19 protein-coding genes are annotated in these 16387 nt (G+C 53.9%); 18 read left to right on the forward strand and 1 reads right to left on the reverse strand.

Translation table 11 applies throughout. The annotated features are described in order from the left end of the window. Nucleotides 1-113: 113 nt before the first annotated feature. The 8 genes from SFC07_RS03920 (at nucleotide 114) to SFC07_RS03955 (ending at nucleotide 5669) form a co-directional block, all read left to right on the forward strand. Nucleotides 114-440: a WXG100 family type VII secretion target gene (locus SFC07_RS03920; RefSeq protein WP_411206920.1), complete on the forward strand. Its 327-nt coding sequence runs from the start codon at nucleotides 114-116 to the stop codon at nucleotides 438-440. 24 nt (nucleotides 441-464) lie between these two features. Next, nucleotides 465-755, forward strand: a complete 291-nt coding sequence (locus tag SFC07_RS03925; protein WP_411206921.1) for a WXG100 family type VII secretion target — start codon at nucleotides 465-467, stop codon at nucleotides 753-755. A 309-nt stretch (nucleotides 756-1064) separates the two neighbouring features. Continuing rightward, a complete protein-coding gene (rplM, locus tag SFC07_RS03930; RefSeq protein ID WP_411206922.1) occupies nucleotides 1065-1508 on the forward strand; it encodes a 50S ribosomal protein L13 in 444 nt (147 codons plus the stop codon). Beyond that, complete coding sequence (rpsI, locus tag SFC07_RS03935; RefSeq protein ID WP_411206923.1) at nucleotides 1508-2056, forward strand: 30S ribosomal protein S9; 549 nt, start codon at nucleotides 1508-1510, stop codon at nucleotides 2054-2056. Before rplM ends, rpsI begins: the two co-directional genes overlap by 1 nt. 147 nt (nucleotides 2057-2203) lie before the next feature. After that, nucleotides 2204-3547 (forward strand): phosphoglucosamine mutase, encoded by a 1344-nt coding sequence (gene glmM / locus SFC07_RS03940; RefSeq protein WP_411206924.1) that lies wholly within the window; start codon nucleotides 2204-2206, stop codon nucleotides 3545-3547. Between the two features lie 92 nt (nucleotides 3548-3639). Next, entirely contained in the window at nucleotides 3640-3945 is a 306-nt protein-coding gene (locus SFC07_RS03945) for a hypothetical protein (protein WP_411206925.1), read from the forward strand. Continuing rightward, complete coding sequence (locus tag SFC07_RS03950) at nucleotides 3942-5447, forward strand: hypothetical protein (protein WP_411206926.1); 1506 nt, start codon at nucleotides 3942-3944, stop codon at nucleotides 5445-5447. The genes SFC07_RS03945 and SFC07_RS03950 overlap by 4 nt, the downstream gene beginning before the upstream one ends. A 3-nt stretch (nucleotides 5448-5450) precedes the next feature. After that, on the forward strand, nucleotides 5451-5669 hold the full coding sequence (locus tag SFC07_RS03955) for a hypothetical protein (protein ID WP_411206927.1): 219 nt from the start codon (nucleotides 5451-5453) through the stop codon (nucleotides 5667-5669). 10 nt (nucleotides 5670-5679) lie between these two features. Here SFC07_RS03955 and SFC07_RS03960 read toward each other — a convergent pair whose 3' ends face one another. Then, nucleotides 5680-6540 carry a dienelactone hydrolase family protein gene (locus SFC07_RS03960; RefSeq protein WP_411206928.1) on the reverse strand — a complete coding sequence of 287 codons (861 nt, stop codon included), beginning with the start codon at nucleotides 6538-6540 and terminating at the stop codon, nucleotides 5680-5682. A 136-nt stretch (nucleotides 6541-6676) separates the two neighbouring features. Here SFC07_RS03960 and alr point away from each other — a divergent pair, with 136 nt between their 5' ends. From alr to groES, 10 genes are all read left to right on the forward strand, one after another. Next, entirely contained in the window at nucleotides 6677-7786 is a 1110-nt protein-coding gene (gene alr, locus SFC07_RS03965) for an alanine racemase (protein WP_411206930.1), read from the forward strand. After that, on the forward strand, nucleotides 7776-8279 hold the full coding sequence (gene tsaE / locus SFC07_RS03970) for a tRNA (adenosine(37)-N6)-threonylcarbamoyltransferase complex ATPase subunit type 1 TsaE (RefSeq protein ID WP_411206931.1): 504 nt from the start codon (nucleotides 7776-7778) through the stop codon (nucleotides 8277-8279). Before alr ends, tsaE begins: the two co-directional genes overlap by 11 nt. 148 nt (nucleotides 8280-8427) lie before the next feature. Next, entirely contained in the window at nucleotides 8428-10029 is a 1602-nt protein-coding gene (locus SFC07_RS03975) for an aspartate:alanine exchanger family transporter (RefSeq protein ID WP_411206932.1), read from the forward strand. A gap of 77 nt (nucleotides 10030-10106) precedes the next feature. Further along, the gene (locus tag SFC07_RS03980; RefSeq protein WP_411206933.1) at nucleotides 10107-11351 is read left to right on the forward strand and encodes an alpha/beta fold hydrolase; all 1245 of its coding nucleotides are present in this window, start codon (nucleotides 10107-10109) and stop codon (nucleotides 11349-11351) included. Between the two features lie 6 nt (nucleotides 11352-11357). Further along, nucleotides 11358-12035, forward strand: coding sequence for a tRNA (adenosine(37)-N6)-threonylcarbamoyltransferase complex dimerization subunit type 1 TsaB (gene tsaB / locus SFC07_RS03985; RefSeq protein WP_411206934.1), 678 nt, complete (start codon nucleotides 11358-11360; stop codon nucleotides 12033-12035). Next, complete coding sequence (gene rimI, locus SFC07_RS03990; RefSeq protein ID WP_411206935.1) at nucleotides 12032-12571, forward strand: ribosomal protein S18-alanine N-acetyltransferase; 540 nt, start codon at nucleotides 12032-12034, stop codon at nucleotides 12569-12571. The genes tsaB and rimI overlap by 4 nt, the downstream gene beginning before the upstream one ends. A 3-nt stretch (nucleotides 12572-12574) precedes the next feature. Continuing rightward, entirely contained in the window at nucleotides 12575-13609 is a 1035-nt protein-coding gene (gene tsaD / locus SFC07_RS03995; RefSeq protein WP_411206936.1) for a tRNA (adenosine(37)-N6)-threonylcarbamoyltransferase complex transferase subunit TsaD, read from the forward strand. 18 nt (nucleotides 13610-13627) lie between these two features. Further along, a complete protein-coding gene (locus SFC07_RS04000; protein WP_411206937.1) occupies nucleotides 13628-15367 on the forward strand; it encodes a bifunctional ADP-dependent NAD(P)H-hydrate dehydratase/NAD(P)H-hydrate epimerase in 1740 nt (579 codons plus the stop codon). 53 nt (nucleotides 15368-15420) lie between these two features. Beyond that, nucleotides 15421-15846 (forward strand): hypothetical protein, encoded by a 426-nt coding sequence (locus tag SFC07_RS04005; protein WP_411206938.1) that lies wholly within the window; start codon nucleotides 15421-15423, stop codon nucleotides 15844-15846. 236 nt (nucleotides 15847-16082) lie between these two features. Then, nucleotides 16083-16382 (forward strand): co-chaperone GroES, encoded by a 300-nt coding sequence (gene groES / locus SFC07_RS04010; RefSeq protein WP_015650462.1) that lies wholly within the window; start codon nucleotides 16083-16085, stop codon nucleotides 16380-16382. Nucleotides 16383-16387 lie beyond the last annotated feature (5 nt).

Below are 16387 nucleotides of genomic sequence, written 5' to 3' on the forward strand. Positions count from 1 at the left end.
CGCGCAGTCCAACATAAGTAGAAAAGATAAAAATCTTTTCGGGGGAACACCAGGAAGCCACGCTTGCTGGGTTACTGCACATCAAAGTTTATTTCGAGGAGGGGCGAAGTTAAATGTCACAACTTTTTAGGACTGAAGCCGATGTCATGCTGGCCACCGCAGGTCAGGTGGACGGCACCAATGATGAAGTCCAGGCAGAACTTAATCGACTACGCGGAGTGGTTGATTCCGTACGCGGCAGCTGGGCTGGTCAAGCACAGGTGAGTTTTGATGCCTTAATGAACCGCTGGAATGACTCTGCACGTCAGCTGCAGGAAGCACTGCAATCCATTTCCGAAAACATCCGCCACAATGCCCATAGCTTTGAAAACACCGAAGCTGATAACTCCCAAAGCTTTAATGCAGTGGGAGCTGGCGGCGGCGCTGGACTAGCACTCTAAACACAAAGAAAAGGAGAGAAAACAATGGATATGATCCGCTATGAATTTGGTGCCATCCAAGGTGCCGCCACTGATATCAATGCCACCTCTGGCCGTATCAACTCCCTACTTGATGGACTGAAATCCCAATTGCAGCCCATGGTCAGCTCTTGGGAGGGCGATTCAGCCTCCGCTTATAACGAAGCGCAACAGAAGTGGGACCGCGCAGCAGCAGAACTCAACACCATCTTGGCAACAATTTCCAACACCGTTGCTCAAGGTGCAGAAAGAATGTCCGATGTTAACCGCCGTGCTGCGGCGAGCTGGGGAGCCTAACTGCTGAAATAAAAGCCCTGACCCTGCGCACTTTTCTTAATTCCATAGCCACCAGGCAAAAGACCCACCCCGTCTAAAAGTGCGCTTTAAGACCGCTGCGATCTTTCTTCTTTGAGAAGGCAGACGCAGCGGTTTTTGGTTTTTAGACCATGCCATAGTACAGTTTATTCTTTGTGTGTGGAGTCTGATCTGCCTTTTGGGGTAAGCGCAGACAGCAGGACATGTGCGGGTCACCACCGGCCGCCGTCATGAACCCTTCCAATCACTTTTCTGGCTGGCAGTTCTAGACAGACTTATTAAGGAGTCATTTTGTCTACTTACCACCCAAAGAGCGGTGACATTACCCGTAAGTGGTACGTCATCGACGCCACTGACGTGGTGCTGGGTCGCCTGGCTACCCACGCCGCCGACCTTCTTCGCGGCAAGGGCAAGCCTTTGTTCGCACCTAACGTTGACTGCGGCGATCACGTTATCGTCATCAACGCTGACAAGATCGCTGTCACCTCTAACAAGCGTGACCGCGAAATGCGCTACCGCCACTCCGGTTATCCTGGTGGACTTAAGTCCATGACCCTGGGTCGTTCCCTGGAGCTGCACCCAGAGCGTGTTGTTGAAGAGTCCATTGTTGGCATGATGCCACACAACAAGCTCACCGCTGCTTCCGCAAAGAAGCTGCATGTTTTCGCAGGTCCTGAGCACCCTTACGCAGCTCAGAAGCCTGAGACCTACGAGTTCAAGAAGGTGGCCCAGTAATGTCCGAGCCTATCCAGAACGAGAACGTAGAGAGCAACGTCGCTGACGCTGCTGACATCGCTGCAGCTACCGCTGCAACCGAGGAGTTCACCAACACCATCGGCGATGCAATTGCTACCTCCACCGAGGAAGAGACCATCGAGGCTGCACCAGCAGTTCTTGACGGCCCAATCCAGACCGTTGGTCGCCGTAAGCGCGCCATCGTTCGCGTCCGCGTTGTTGCTGGCTCCGGCCAGTTCAAGTGCAACGGTCGCACCCTGGAAGAGTACTTCCCAAACAAGCTGCACCAGCAGCTGATTAAGGCTCCTTTGGTCCTTCTGGGCCGCGAGAACCAGTTCGATATCGTTGCAAACCTCACCGGTGGCGGCCCTACCGGTCAGGCTGGCGCTTTCCGTCTGGCTATCGCACGTGCGCTTAATGCTTACAACCCAGCAGAGCGTGGCGTCTTGAAGAAGGCAGGCTTCCTTACTCGTGACGCTCGTGCAGTCGAGCGCAAGAAGGCTGGTCTGCACAAGGCACGTCGTGCACCTCAGTATTCCAAGCGTTGATATTTTCTTCGCTTTTGGCAAAACCCGTTTCGCTGGAACTCCAGTGGGACGGGTTTTCCCGTATTTAAGTGTGCTTTTTCACAGAGTTTTCCTATTAGCGGGTTTTAGAACTCAGCGAAACTGCGAGATGCATGCATAATTAACAGTATGACTCGACTTTTTGGAACCGATGGCGTCCGCGGACTTGCCAACCAGGCACTAACCGCACCGCTCGCACTAAAACTAGGCGCAGCCGCAGCGCATGTACTTACCGCAGAAAAGCGCAGCGACGGACGTCGTCCAGTAGCCATCATTGGCCGTGACCCTCGTGTATCAGGCGAAATGCTGGCAGCAGCACTCGCCGCCGGCATGGCTAGCCAGGGCGTTGATGTTCTTCGTGTAGGCGTACTTCCTACCCCAGCTGTTGCCTTCCTCACCGATGATTATGGTGCAGATATGGGTGTGATGATCTCTGCATCTCACAACCCCATGCCAGACAACGGCATCAAGTTCTTCTCTGCTGGTGGCCACAAACTTCCAGATAGTGTGGAAGATGAAATCGAAAAGGTTATGGATAGCCTCCCAGCTGAGGGTCCAACTGGCCACGGCATTGGACGTGTTATTGAAGAAGCTCCTGGTGCACAGGAACGCTATCTCGAGCACCTTAAAGAAGCTGTCTCCACTCCACTTGCTGGCATTACCGTTGTTGTAGACGCCGCAAATGGCGCAGCCAGCGATGTTGCACCAAAAGCCTATGAAGCAGCCGGTGCAAAGGTAATTGCTATCCACAACAAGCCAGACTCCTACAACATCAACGAAGACTGCGGTTCCACCCACATCGATAAGGTGCAGGCTGCTGTTGTTAAATATGGTGCAGACCTCGGCCTTGCTCACGATGGTGATGCTGACCGTTGCCTCGCCGTAGATAAAGACGGCAAGGTTGTTGATGGTGACCAGATCATGGCCATCCTGGCAATTGCGATGAAGGAAAACGGCGAGCTGCGCAAGAACACCCTGGTAGCAACCGTCATGAGTAACTTGGGTTTGAAGATCGCCATGGATGAAGCAGGCATTACCATGCGCGCTACCAAGGTGGGCGACCGCTATGTGCTGGAAGATCTCAAAGCTGGTGGCTTTAGCCTCGGCGGCGAGCAGTCCGGACATATTGTGCTTCCGGATTATGGAACCACCGGTGACGGCACTTTGACGGGTCTGTCCATCATGGCTCGCATGGCAGAAACCGGAAAGTCCTTGGCTGAACTTGCCCAGGCCATGAAGGTTTTGCCACAGGTTCTTATCAACGTTCCAGTGGCGGATAAGTCCACCATTGTTGCTGATCCAATGGTTGTGTCAGCAATTAAGGAAGCCGAAGCAGAACTTGGCGATTACGGCCGCGTACTGCTGCGTGCTTCTGGCACTGAGGAACTCTTCCGCGTGATGGTTGAGGCCCCAGAACAGGAGCAGGCTCGTCGCATTGCTGGCCGTTTGGCTGCCGTGGTTGCTGAAGTCTAAAAGTTTTCTTAAAAACTAGGGAACCCATAGCCCCTCTGAGCAGTCCAACATAAATGTAAGCCTTTTTGTTGGATAGCTCAGGGGGGATTTTTATGGACGGAATTGAATTAGAGGTGGATGCCGCACTGGAGGTGCTGCGCAATCTCATCGGGGAGACGACACAACAGCACAGCACCCACCGCGATACCCAACCGCGGCTAGATCCAAGCGCCACCGGCCGCGGCTTTGCCTCGCAAGGCCGCAACCTTAGTGACACGCTTAACGCCCTGCATCTGGGCGTCGAAAAGCGCCTTAATGCGCTTGCCCTGAGCTCGGAGGCTGCAGCGGTGCAGGTACAAGAGCTTTTCGACGCAGACACGCACTTTTCTGCCGGTGTGGAAGGTGTTGATCGGCAATGAATGAGGTTGTTGAAGGATATAAAAAGGCCGTTGATTTACTAAGTTCGGCGAGTCGCGGGCTTTTTACGCAGCCGGCGATTAGCAGCAGTAATTTGCTTGAAGCCTACGACACCATTGATGGTTTGGATACCTCGGCGATTAGAAGTGCTGGTCAACGCGCTAGTGGTGGCACTGACACTGGGGGAGTGCAGAGCTGGGTTGGCGAGATTTTGAAATATTTGGGTGGTATTGCTGGTGGAATTATCGCCACCGAACTTTTTGATCGGGCGACTGATTGGTTGAGCAATCGTGGTGGCGCAGAGGAGGTAGGTGAGGCTTCGGGCAAGGCTGCCGATGCGATTGATACGGCCGTTGATGAATCTGATCAGGGCATGCAGGAGATAATTGCGCAGCTTATTGGCATTATTGAGCAGCTCACTGCCACTTTATCGACAATTGATTCAAACGAACATCCGCAAGCTTTTGCCGATTGTGTGGCTGCGGGAGCAGATCTTATTGACCAAGCCGGGGCGATGGTCTGTGATTTGTGTGCGGATCGCGATGAGGCGATTTCACAGTGTCTTAATGCATTGACCAATCATGCAAAGAAGGTATGTGAGTCTCCGATTGCGCCTTTAAAGGATGCTGTGAGCGGTGCTCATACGGAGACTTCTGCGGCTAGTGGTGGTAGTTCTGCTGGTTCTGGCTCGAGTGGGGGAGGTGGCGCTGGCGTCTCCGGTGGCGGCGAGGCTGCTAGCCCCCTGAGCAATTCAGGCAGTGAAAGCAAAGCTGAGGTGAGCAACCCCGGCAATGAAAAGACCACGCCAGCTACTGCCGAGAAAAACACCGAGGTACAGGAGACTGCGGAATCCAAGACGGAAAAAGTTGAGAAGTCTTGTGAAGAGCAGCCGAAGAAGTTAGAAGAAAAGCCGGAACCCGCAGCCAAAGAAGATTGCGCGGAGGTGTGCGATGAAGCACCACCCACCAAGGAAGAACCTTGCGTGGAAGAGCCGGCGAAGGTACCAGCGGATGAACCAGAAGCACCTGAAGAACCGGAGGTGCCCAAAGAACCAGAAACTTCAGCAGAACCGGAAAAGGAGTCTGGTGGCGGAATGAAAACCTTCTTGGGAGTGATTGGAATCGGAGCGCTCGTTTTGGGAATCGGAGCCTTGGTGACCTTCATTGAGCAGGCGGTCGTGGCTGCAGCTGAAGTTCCACTCCCGGCAGTAGAAACGGAGCCTGCAGCACCGCCTGCACAGGCAGCCCCACCGGAGCCTGCAAAGATTACCGAAGAACAATTGGCTTCGGTTCCTGAACCGGCACCCAAACCAATTCCCACCGCAAGTGCCACCGCCATTCCAGCACCTGCACCAGTAACAACCCCAGCTCCTGCTGCACCGGCGACGCCTGCTGCGCCTGCTGCAGCATTTGTGGCGAACCCACAAAGTGAGCAATTAGTTGGTGCCAGCACTGCATCTACTCCCGCACCTAAGGTAAATGTGCGCAAGGCTGGAGGCTGGTAATCCATGGAATATGCAGAATTTATCCGTCAATTCAGGTTAAAAGCGGCAAGTCGAATGGAGGAATTTGAAAAAGCAGTGGCTGCTGCTCAGGCTCAAGCTGTGCAATCAGCTGCAGAAACAGCGCCCAAAAAACCGGCTACACCTGTGGAAAGGAAGGTGCAGCCGGTGAAAAGATCAACCCGTGGCCGGGGCCCTGTGCAATCAATTTTGAGAAAAGCTTAAAACCTAAAAGCTAGTTCTTCTCATTGACGAATGCCAGGGGAGAGTTATCTTTGGGGAAGGCATGTTCTTGCAGCTCATGGCCATAAAAAGAGGTAACTTTCTTCGCCTCAGCAGTAGGGTCAGAGAAAGCCTTAAACTTCTTATCTTCACCCAGCTTGTGCAAGAGGAAGCCGGTGAGCAGACCACGTACGGTTTCCTGAGCAGCAGTTTGAGGGCGACCAATGCCAACCAAGAGCTGGAACGCAATATCCTCAGAAAAGCCCTGCTGGGTGCCCTTTTGCATTTCGCGGTAAACCACATCGCCAGCCCAGTTGGCGGCAAGTTTGCTGGCCTCAGCAGATTCAAAAAGTCCCAGCTGGGCAGAGCCGATTACGAGGCCTGGGGCAGATACACTAAAAGCTGCATCGAGCGCAGATGGGGAGGTCTTGACAGGATAAAGTGCACCAACAGCGTGGACAATATCGCGATTAGCAGCAGCAAGTACGGCAGCACTCGCACCCATGCCATGGCCAGCAACACCAAGGCGTGCCGGATTGACGGTGACATTGCCAGATCCCAGCTTTACGCCACCAAGAATCTGCATTGCGGTATCCAAATCAGAGGCAAAACCTTTATGGTCTGGCATGAATCCGGTTTCCGTATCTGGGGCCGCAACGGCAATTCCCCAGCTAGCGAGGTGTCGCAAGGTTTGGTGATAATGCTTAATTGGTTTGAGCCAGTCGTGGCCAAAAGCTACACCCGGAATGCCATTTCCCTCGGCCGGGGTATAGATTTTGCCAGGTAGACCTGCATAATTGAGATCGCCCACCAGGACGCGATGGGGACCGCGCTTGGACAATTTGGATAGTTGTTTATTCAGATTCTCAGCCACGTTGTCTAGGATAGTGGAAAGCACCGCAGAGTTCGTCCACCTGTCACCACCAAAACCACAAGCAAACCTGAAACAGGGCAGATTGGCAGGGAGTCAATCGCCACGGTGCAAGCCCAGAGTGGCACAATTGGAAACCATGAATCTTTTGACCACACGCATCGATTTGGATGCGATCGCCCATAACACCCGGCTGCTCAAAAACCTGGCAGGCCCGGCGAAACTCATGGCCGTGGTCAAAGCAAATGCCTATAATCACGGCGTTGAGCAGGTCGCTCCGGTCATTGCTCAAAATGGTGCGGATGCTTTTGGTGTCGCCACCCTAGCCGAGGCGCTGCAGCTGCGAGAAATCGGCATTACTCAGGAAATTCTGTGCTGGATTTGGTCCCCGGAGCAGGATTTCCGCGCCGCCATCGCCCAAAACATTGACCTGGCTGTGATTTCCCCGCGCCACGCTGAGGCACTGATTAACACCGACGCCGAGCATATTCGAGTGAGTGTAAAAATCGACACGGGCCTGCACCGATCCGGCATTGACGAACAAGATTGGGAGGAGGTTTTCAGCCAGCTGCACGCCGCCCCACACATTGAGGTCACCGGGCTTTTTACCCACCTGTCCTGCGCTGATGAGCCAGACAATCCCGAAACCGATGCCCAAAAAGATGCTTTTCGACGCGCCCTCGCCGTAGCTCACAGCGTGGGTCTTAAGGTACCGGTTAATCACATGTGCAATTCGCCAGCAACACTAACGCGTCCGGATTTACATTTCCAGATGATTCGTCCCGGTCTTGCCCTTTATGGATTAGAACCCATTGCAGGACTGGATCACGGCTTAAAACCAGCCATGAGTTGGGTGGGCCAAGTGACCGTCGTAAAGCCTATTGAGGCCGGTCAGGGCACCTCCTATGGCCTTACCTGGACGGCTGAGGACAGCGGTTTTTTGGCGGTGGTGCCAGCGGGGTATGCCGATGGCATGCCACGGTCGGCCCAAGAGAAATTTGCCGTCACCATCAACGGCGTGGATTATCCGCAGGTGGGACGGGTGTGCATGGATCAGTTTGTGATTTCTTTGGGGGAAAATCCGCACAGCGTGCGCGCTGGCGATAGTGCGGTTATTTTTGGTGCTCAAGGGCACAGTGCCACGGAATTTGCCGACAATATTGGCACCATTAACTATGAGGTTGTGTGCCGTCCTACTGGTCGCACTGTGGCCACCTATGTGTCTGAAGGAGAAGCTAATGAAGCCTGATTTTCCCACTTCTGGAACCCGCCGTTTTGAGGAAGCAGCAGATACCCAAGCCTTTGGTGAGGAGGTAGGCCGTGCACTGGAGGCAGGCGATGTGGTTATTCTGGATGGTCCTTTAGGTGCTGGCAAAACCACCTTTACTCAAGGGCTAGCGCGTGGCATGCAGGTTAAGGGGCGAGTGACCTCGCCAACCTTTGTAATTGCCCGTGAACATCGCTCCGAGGTGGGTGGTCCAGATTTGATCCATATGGATGCATACCGTTTGCTCGGCGAAGATGATGACTCTGCCGACCCCATCGGTGCTTTGGATTCCTTGGACCTGGATACCGATTTGGATTCCGCTGTGGTGGTTGCCGAATGGGGCGGGGGACTAGTGGAGCAGATTTCAGAGTCCTATCTTTTTATCTCCATTGACCGCGAAACTGCGGTTGCGGAGGACCCGGATTCTGAAGCACGAATTTTTAGCTGGGAATGGCGAAACGGCAAAATTGTGTGATTCTGTCCGTATCTGTTGTTTTACTTCTGAAACTGCGGGATTATGAAAAGTAGTGAAAAGTACTTTCTAGCCCCGAGTGAACCTGCTAGATATTAAAAAATGGGATCACAAGTTGGGCCAGATTGACCTAAAAGGAATGTGATCCCGCGTGCTCGATTTTTTTGCCAGCAACCCTATTGTTGCGCTCGCCGTCATCTTGGCGATGGGCCTCGCAATTGGCCAAATCCGATTTTTGGGGATTTCCCTCGGCGCAGCCGCCGTCCTATTTGTAGCCCTGGGACTTGCCACCGCTAACCCCGCCATCCAGATCCCACCCTTTGTATACCAACTGGGCTTGGCGATGTTTGTTTATGTCATTGGCCTTTCCGCTGGCCCCGCCTTTTTTAAAGAGTTCCGCAGCCGCGGTTGGAAGCTCACGCTTTTTATCATCGCCTTGCTTATTGGCCTGGTAGCGCTGGCCTGGGCGATTATTAAAACCCTAGGTCTTGATAACATGATCGGCGCCGGAATGTTTGCCGGCTCGCTCAGCTCGACCCCAGGTATGGCAGCCATTGTGCAAATTGTAAATGGCCAAGACCCTTCCCTAGCCGGCGAACCTGTTATTGGATATTCCCTGGCTTATCCTGGCGCAGTGCTGGGCACCATCTTGGTCGCAGCTATCGGCGCGCAGATTCTTAAAGTTGATCACCGCAAAGCTGCCGAAGAAGAAGGCCTAATCACCGCGCCATTGGTGTGGAAAGGTGTGCAGCTGAACCCAGAAATCACCGGCAAAGTGGGGGATCTGCCACGACTTTCTGGCCAAAGCATTATTGCCACCCGCATTGTGGATGATCCGCACTCCCACCGCCTTGCCGATCCACAATTGCCCATCACCCCAGGTATGCAATTGCTGATCAATGGCACCGAAGAAGCAGTGGACAAAGCAATTGCTGTACTTGGTGAAGAGCGCGAAACCAAAATTGAAGGAACCGAGCTGATCTACACCCGCCTTACCGTTTCTAATCCTGAGGTTGCCGGCCGTACAGTGGGTGACCTGGATACTGTTGCCCACGGCTTTATGATCGCGCGTATTAGGCAGGGCGATACCGAGGTTGTTCCAGACCGTAATACCGTCATCAACCTTTCCGACCGAATCCGCGTGGTGGCAGCGCCTGGCCGTGTGGCTGAGGTTAGGAAATTTCTGGGCGATTCCGAAAAATCCCTGGCTGATGTAAACCTGCTGCCTTTCGCTATTGGTCTCTCCCTCGGCCTGCTCTTGGGCGCTATTCCGATTCCACTGCCAGGCGGAACCACCATGTCCTTGGGCTTTGGTGGCGGGCCTATCATTGTTGGTCTGATCCTGGGGGCTCTCAAGCGCACCGGTCCGATAACCTGGCAGCTGCCTTTCCATGCCAATAGGACAATTTCCACGCTTGGTCTTTCACTCTTTTTGGCAGGTGTTGGTACCTCGGCAGGTGCTGGATTCCGCAGTGCCTTGACCGATCCTTCCTCCCTTGTTTATATGGGCACTGGCTTCCTTATCACTGTGATTTCCGCTCTGGTCTGTGCTGTGTTCTGCATGTACGTGCTGAAACTCAAATGGGATGAGGCTATGGGTGTGGCAGCTGGCGTGACCACAAACCCTGCGATTATTTCCTACCTCAATGGACAAACCGGAACTGACCTTCCTAATAGGGGCTATGCCACCGTTTATCCCACGGCTATGGTGGGCAAAATCATTGCTGCTCAGATTCTCTTCCTGCTGCTCTAGGGTTTAAATGAGGGCCTAGGCACACCGGGGGTAAAGGGGTGTCCGCCCCCGGGCGTACCCTTAAAAGCATGAATGAAATGACAACAACCCAGCTTGGTCAATTGCGGTTGGAGGAACTTACCCTTGAGGTTCCTTTAACCGCCGATCCTGCAGATACTCGCACCATTGAGGTTTTTGCTCGCATTGCCACCCGAAACGGTGGGGAAGACCTGCCCTACCTGGTCTTTTTGCAGGGAGGTCCAGGCAATGAAGCACCTCGGCCCAGCCTGAGTCCGCTTAACCCCAGCTGGTTGGCTGTGGCATTAGAGCGTTATCGGGTCATCATGCTTGATCAGCGTGGTACGGGAAAATCCACCCCAGTAGGTGACGACATCCTTAACAACCCCACCGCAGAGGTGGTGGAATACCTTAGCCATTTGCGCGCCGATGGCATTGTGCGCGATGCCGAAGCTATCCGCACCCACCTTGGCGTGGAAAAGTGGAACCTCTTGGGACAATCCTTCGGTGGTTTTACCACCCTGCATTATCTATCCACCCATGCAGATTCCCTGGATCAAGTCTTTTTAACTGGTGGTCTCAGCGCTATTGATCGCCCTGCAGAAGATGTGTATAGCAACTGCTATAACCGCATGCAGCGTAACTCCGAGTGGTATTACCGCCGCTTCCCTGAGCACCGCGAAATTGTGCGCAGCCTGGTGGAAAAAGCCAAGGCTGGTGACATCGTGCTGCCTACTGGGGAGGTAGTTTCGGAATCTCGCCTTCGATCGCTTGGCCACCTTTTAGGCAGCAATGACGGCTGGCTGGATCTTTATCACCTGCTTGAGCTGGATCCCAGCTCTAATGCATTCCGCCATGATCTGGCAAACCTCTTGCCCTTTGGCAACCGCAACCCGCTCTACTATGTGCTGCATGAATCCTCTTATGCCGATGGAGTGATCACCAACTGGGCTGCAGAACGCGTTTATCCAGAAGCCTTTAAGCAAGACACCTCACTGCTTACCGGTGAGCATGTGTTCAAGGAATGGACTGACACTGTGCCGGCCCTGCGCCCGTGGAAAGAAGTGGCGCTGGAAGTTGCTCAGATGCAGTGGCCAAAGCTCTATGATGCCCAGGCACTGGAAGCCTCCAATGCAACAGGCGCAGCAGCAGTTTATGCCAATGACGTATTTGTGCCCATTGACTTCTCCCTTGAAACCGCAGCCCATATCCCTGGGGTGAATGTGTATATCACCAGCGAACATGAACACAATGGCCTGCGTGCCAGCTCAGGAGAGGTACTCCAGCACCTTTTCGATCTTGCCGACGGTAGAAAGGTACGCTGATTCCTCGTGCTAGTACTTGCTCTTGATACCTCAACTCCCGACCTCATTGTGGGCCTTGTTGATTCCACCAGCGGAGAAACAATTTCCTCCCGCATTATTGAAGACACTCGCGCTCACAACGAGCAGCTCACCCCAACTGTGCAAGAAACCTTAAGCCAGGCTGGGCGCACCTTTGCTGACGTGGAAGCAATCGTGGTTGGTTGTGGACCAGGCCCCTTCACCGGCCTGCGTGTTGGCATGGTGTCTGCAGCTGCCTTTGGCGACGCCCTGGGCATCCCGGTTTATGGTGTGAGTTCTTTGGACGCCATTGCCCACGGCATCAACTTTGAAGAACATCCCCGTGCGCTAGTTGCCACCGATGCTCGCCGCCGCGAGATCTATTGGGCTGCCTACACCGACGGCCACAAAGTAGCAGGTCCTGATGTTATTGCCCCGAGCTCCCTGGAATTAGCAGAAGACGTGGATGTGGTTTCCATCCCTGAGCACCTGGTGGAAAAACTCCCAGCAGCGCTCCAAGAGGTAACCCAGGTTTCCCTCCAGCCACTGCCCGCGAATTTGGTAGCAGTAGCTGATTTCACCGCCACCCCAGGTCCTTTGGTGCCGCTCTACCTGCGCCGGCCAGATGCTAAAGAACCCAAGCCAAAGCCCAAATCAGCAGCAATCCCAGAAGTGGATTTATCATGAGCGAAACCTTTGAGCTTAAAGAACTACGCCGCGAGGACGCAGCACGCTGCGCAGAACTAGAACAAATCTTGTTCCCAGGTGATAACCCTTGGCCACGCGATGTTTTTGCAGTGGAGTTTTCACATCCCAACACCTTCTATATTGGTGTTTTTGATGATGACTACCTCATTGCCTACGCTGGCCTTGCCATGATGGGTCCTGCCGAAGATCCAGAATTTGAAATCCATACCATCGGCGTTGATCCCGAACACCAACGCAAAGGCCTGGGCCGTGTGCTTATGGATCAAATGATGCATGTGGCAGATAGCCACGATGGGCCAGTGTTTTTGGAGGTCCGCACCGATAATGTGCCGGCGATCGCCATGTATGAATCCTTTGGGTTCCAGACACTGGCAGTGCGCAAAAACTACTACCGGCCTTCTGGCGCAGATGCCTATACCATGCAGCGCCCACGCCTCAGCGATAGAGAAAATGGCCAAAAAGCTCCAGAAAATACTGGAGATTCACCAACCGATGCAGACGGGACAGACGTTTAAACCATGATTGTTTTGGGAATTGAAAGCTCCTGCGATGAAACAGGAGTGGGCGTAGTCAAATTGGATGAGCAAGGAAACTTGGAAATCCTCGCAGACTCCGTCGCCTCATCCATGGAACAACATGCACGCTTTGGCGGCGTCGTTCCAGAAATCGCCTCCCGCGCACACCTTGAGTCCATGGTTCCAGTTATGCGCGAAGCCCTGAAGCAAGCAGGCGTCGACAAGCCCGATGCGGTCGCAGCCACCGTCGGCCCGGGCTTGGCCGGTGCCCTGTTGGTTGGGGCGAGTGCGGCAAAGGCTTATGCCGCGGCCTGGGGCGTGCCTTTCTTTGCAGTGAACCACCTTGGTGGGCACGTCGCTGTAGCCAACTTGGAGGGCGAGACCCTGCCACATTCAGTGGCTTTGTTGGTTTCTGGTGGGCACACCCAATTGTTGGAAGTTGATGCAGTGGGCCTGCCCATGAAGGAGCTCGGCTCCACCCTTGATGATGCTGCCGGCGAGGCCTATGACAAGGTTTCCCGTTTGCTCGGATTAGGCTACCCAGGCGGCCCCATTATTGATAAATTGGCGCGCCGGGGTAATCCGGAAGCCATTAAATTCCCCCGCGGTTTGATGAAGAAGTCCGATTCCCGCCATGATTTCAGCTTCTCGGGCTTAAAAACTGCCGTTGCGCGTTATGTGGAAGCAGCGGAGCGAAACGGCGAGGTTATCTCCGTGGAAGATGTGTGCGCCAGCTTCCAAGAAGCAGTGTGTGATGTGCTGACCTTTAAAGCGGTGCGCGCCTGCCGAGACGTCGGAGCATCCGTGTTGCTCCTGGGTGGCGGCGTGGCAGCGAACTCGCGTCTGCGTGAACTTGCTCAAGAACGCTGCGATAAAGCAGGTATTGAATTGCGCGTGCCCCGCTTTAAACTCTGCACCGATAATGGCGTGATGATTGCAGCACTGGCGGCCCAAAGAATCCATGAGGGAGCGCCAGCATCACCAATTTCGGTGGGAACTGATCCTTCTTTGTCCGTTGAGACTCCTCAGGTGTTTTAAACCTTTAGTATTAGGTTCATGAAACCTGTATTCTCCGTCGATCAGATCCGACGCGCAGAAAACAAATTGATGGCATTACAAAGCGACCCCGATGAGCTGATGATTTCAGCCGCATCGGCGGTGGCTGATGTGGCATTTGCCATGCTTAAAGGACCGCTTCCGCCCCTGGTGAGCGATGATAAAGTCCTCATCCTTGTGGGCACCGGCGGAAATGGTGGCGATGCCCTCTACGCAGGTGCTTTTCTAGCAGAAGAGGGCTTTAGAGTAGACGCACTGCTGCTTGATAATGAGCGCTACCACCAATCTGCCCTGGCTTATTTTGAGTCCTTGGGCGGCATTGTGCTGCGCGAAGAACCTCAAGCCATGGAATACCGGCTGCTCATTGATGGCATCTTAGGCATCGGTGGCCGCGATGGTTTGTCACCTGATACCGCGCGCTTTGTGGAGAATTTCAACTCCTCCGGGGTGCCCGTTTTAGCGGTCGACATTCCCTCTGGAGTTAATGCCGATACTGGTGCCGTCCCCGAACCAGTGTTGGTGACAGTGGACGGTTTTGAAGTGGGTGCCCCCATCGCCCGCCAAAAAATCCCCACTCATATCAACGCCGATGTCACCATTACCTTTGGTGGTTTAAGGCGTGCCCATGCTGTAACTGCCGCTTGCGGTGAGGTTCTTATCGCAGATATTAGTGTTGCCGGAGCCGGCGGATATTCTCTCGCCCAGGCTCTAACCGAGGTGCAATATGCCGATGGGGGACCGCAGTGTTATGCCTCCAAAGCGTGGAATGATCCCCCTGAGTTGATCGACTCACTGGTGGAGGAGCTTGCCGAAGCCTCCTCAACTATTCAGACCATCGGCCCGCATTTTATTTCTCTAGATATCGAACCGAGCCCCGAGCACGATAAATATTCCGGCGGCATCGTTGGCATTGTTGCAGGTAGTGAGCAATATCCAGGGGCTGCTGTTTTGGCCACCGCTGCCGCTGTGCGTGCGACTAGCTCCATGGTGCGTTATACCGGCCCGGCGTCCGCGCAGGTTATCGCTGCATTGCCCGAGGTTGTCGCCGCACCAACTTTGGAAGCCACCGGTCGCGTCCAAGCCTGGGTATTTGGCCCTGGTCGTGGCATCAACGAACACACCTCCCAAGAATTACAACAACTGCTTCACAGCGAAGAACCGCTGCTTATCGACGCCGACGGCCTCACTTTGCTCAGTGGCTCAGCGGAGTTACGGCAGGCGCTGCGCACGCGCCAAGGCGCGACGGTGTTGACCCCACATCGTGGCGAATTTGACCGCATCGCGCAGGAGCTGCGGGCGGAGGGCGTGGACATCCCTGACTCGGAAAAAGATCCCATCGCTGCTGCCTTTGCCCTAAGTGAAAATTTGCAGTGTTGTGTGCTGCTTAAAGGAAGGTTCACGGTCATTGCCACCAGCGATTATGCCTATCTGGTTAATGCCGGGCATTCTTGGTCGGCTACTCCAGGCTCAGGAGATGTGCTTTCTGGTCTGATTGGCGCACATTTGGCACATAGCATTGTGGAACTTAAGCGGGCAGCGGAATACCTGCCTGAATTGGAGATCCCCAAAACTGCTATGTACGTCCAAGTGGCACCGGCAGTGACCATTCACGCCATGGCTGCAGCACTTTCTGCACAAACTGAATTTGGATCCGCACCTACTTCAGCTTCCAGAATTGCAGCAGCAATTTCTCCCGCCACGGCCTTGGCAAATAACCAGGGGCTCATGAATTTCTCATGAATTTTTATCTGCCCAAGTAGCAGAGTGGGGGAGGTGCAGGTTAATTGAAAGCTATGACTAAAGGATTTCTTGTAAACCCAGACCTCACCAGCCGCCTTGTTGAGTTTGAATTAGAGCATGTCGCAATGTTCCTCGGTGGCGCAGATGATGCCCGTGTGGCTGTTGCTTTCCAAGAGGACGGCAGCGTTTATGCCGCACTTTATAACGCTCAGGCTAAGGAAGAGGGCGCAGCTGCGAACCCTGTTGCTTCCCTTGGACGCAACGCAGCTGCAACCGGCAATGCTGCATTCTTCTCAGACCCAGCTGCAGCTGTATGTGGCCCCGTGATCTTTGTTGGTGCTGAAGGCCAAGACGTCGACGAAGCCGAAATTGAGCGCATTAATGACGGTATTCGCGCTGCTAAAAACTACCGCGATGATTTCCCAGAAGAGTTCCAGCTGTGGCGTCGCGCAGTTTATAACTTGCGCAATATGGACTAATGCCGCGTGGATTAATGGGGCTTGAGGCCCCATTTTTTCTTTTTGGGGTAGTTATGGCGGGAGATTAGTGTTCGCTGTGAGCTTAAAAATTAGCACCCTTATTAGTTGAGTGCTGGCACTCGCGAGGGTAGAGTGCCAAATAGGTTGTTTGACACACAGTTGTTCACCCGCGACGACGGCTGTGCTGGAAATCCACAACCGGCACAACAAATATTTTTCTCATGGAGGGATTCATCGTGGCAAACGTCAACATCAAGCCGCTCGAGGACAAGATCCTAGTTCAGATCAACGAGGCAGAGACCACCACCGCTTCCGGCCTGGTTATTCCAGATTCCGCTAAGGAAAAGCCACAAGAGGCTACCGTTATCGCTGTTGGACCTGGCCGTTTTGATGACAAGGGCAACCGTATTCCACTAGACGTGAAGGAAGATGACGTAGTTATCTTCTCCCGTTACGGCGGAACCGAGATTAAGTTCGGTGGCGTTGAGTACTTGCTGCTCTCCGCACGCGACATCCTCGCAATCGTCGAGAAGTAGGCGAT

The sequence above is a fragment of the Corynebacterium callunae genome, from assembly GCF_046592015.1.
Taxonomy (GTDB): Bacteria; Actinomycetota; Actinomycetes; order Mycobacteriales; family Mycobacteriaceae; genus Corynebacterium; species Corynebacterium callunae_A.

Excerpts from the sequence above, each read along its gene's own strand:
- SFC07_RS03920 (WP_411206920.1), top strand. The coding sequence starts at position 114 with ATGTCACAACTTTTTAGGACTGAAGCCGATGTCATGCTGGCCACCGCA.
- SFC07_RS03925 (WP_411206921.1), top strand. The coding sequence starts at position 465 with ATGGATATGATCCGCTATGAATTTGGTGCCATCCAAGGTGCCGCCACT.
- rpsI (WP_411206923.1), top strand. The coding sequence starts at position 1,508 with ATGTCCGAGCCTATCCAGAACGAGAACGTAGAGAGCAACGTCGCTGAC.
- glmM (WP_411206924.1), top strand. The coding sequence starts at position 2,204 with ATGACTCGACTTTTTGGAACCGATGGCGTCCGCGGACTTGCCAACCAG.
- SFC07_RS03945 (WP_411206925.1), top strand. The coding sequence starts at position 3,640 with ATGGACGGAATTGAATTAGAGGTGGATGCCGCACTGGAGGTGCTGCGC.
- SFC07_RS03950 (WP_411206926.1), top strand. The coding sequence starts at position 3,942 with ATGAATGAGGTTGTTGAAGGATATAAAAAGGCCGTTGATTTACTAAGT.
- SFC07_RS03955 (WP_411206927.1), top strand. The coding sequence starts at position 5,451 with ATGGAATATGCAGAATTTATCCGTCAATTCAGGTTAAAAGCGGCAAGT.
- alr (WP_411206930.1), top strand. The coding sequence starts at position 6,677 with ATGAATCTTTTGACCACACGCATCGATTTGGATGCGATCGCCCATAAC.
- tsaE (WP_411206931.1), top strand. The coding sequence starts at position 7,776 with ATGAAGCCTGATTTTCCCACTTCTGGAACCCGCCGTTTTGAGGAAGCA.
- SFC07_RS03980 (WP_411206933.1), top strand. The coding sequence starts at position 10,107 with ATGACAACAACCCAGCTTGGTCAATTGCGGTTGGAGGAACTTACCCTT.
- rimI (WP_411206935.1), top strand. The coding sequence starts at position 12,032 with ATGAGCGAAACCTTTGAGCTTAAAGAACTACGCCGCGAGGACGCAGCA.
- tsaD (WP_411206936.1), top strand. The coding sequence starts at position 12,575 with ATGATTGTTTTGGGAATTGAAAGCTCCTGCGATGAAACAGGAGTGGGC.
- SFC07_RS04000 (WP_411206937.1), top strand. The coding sequence starts at position 13,628 with ATGAAACCTGTATTCTCCGTCGATCAGATCCGACGCGCAGAAAACAAA.
- SFC07_RS04005 (WP_411206938.1), top strand. The coding sequence starts at position 15,421 with ATGACTAAAGGATTTCTTGTAAACCCAGACCTCACCAGCCGCCTTGTT.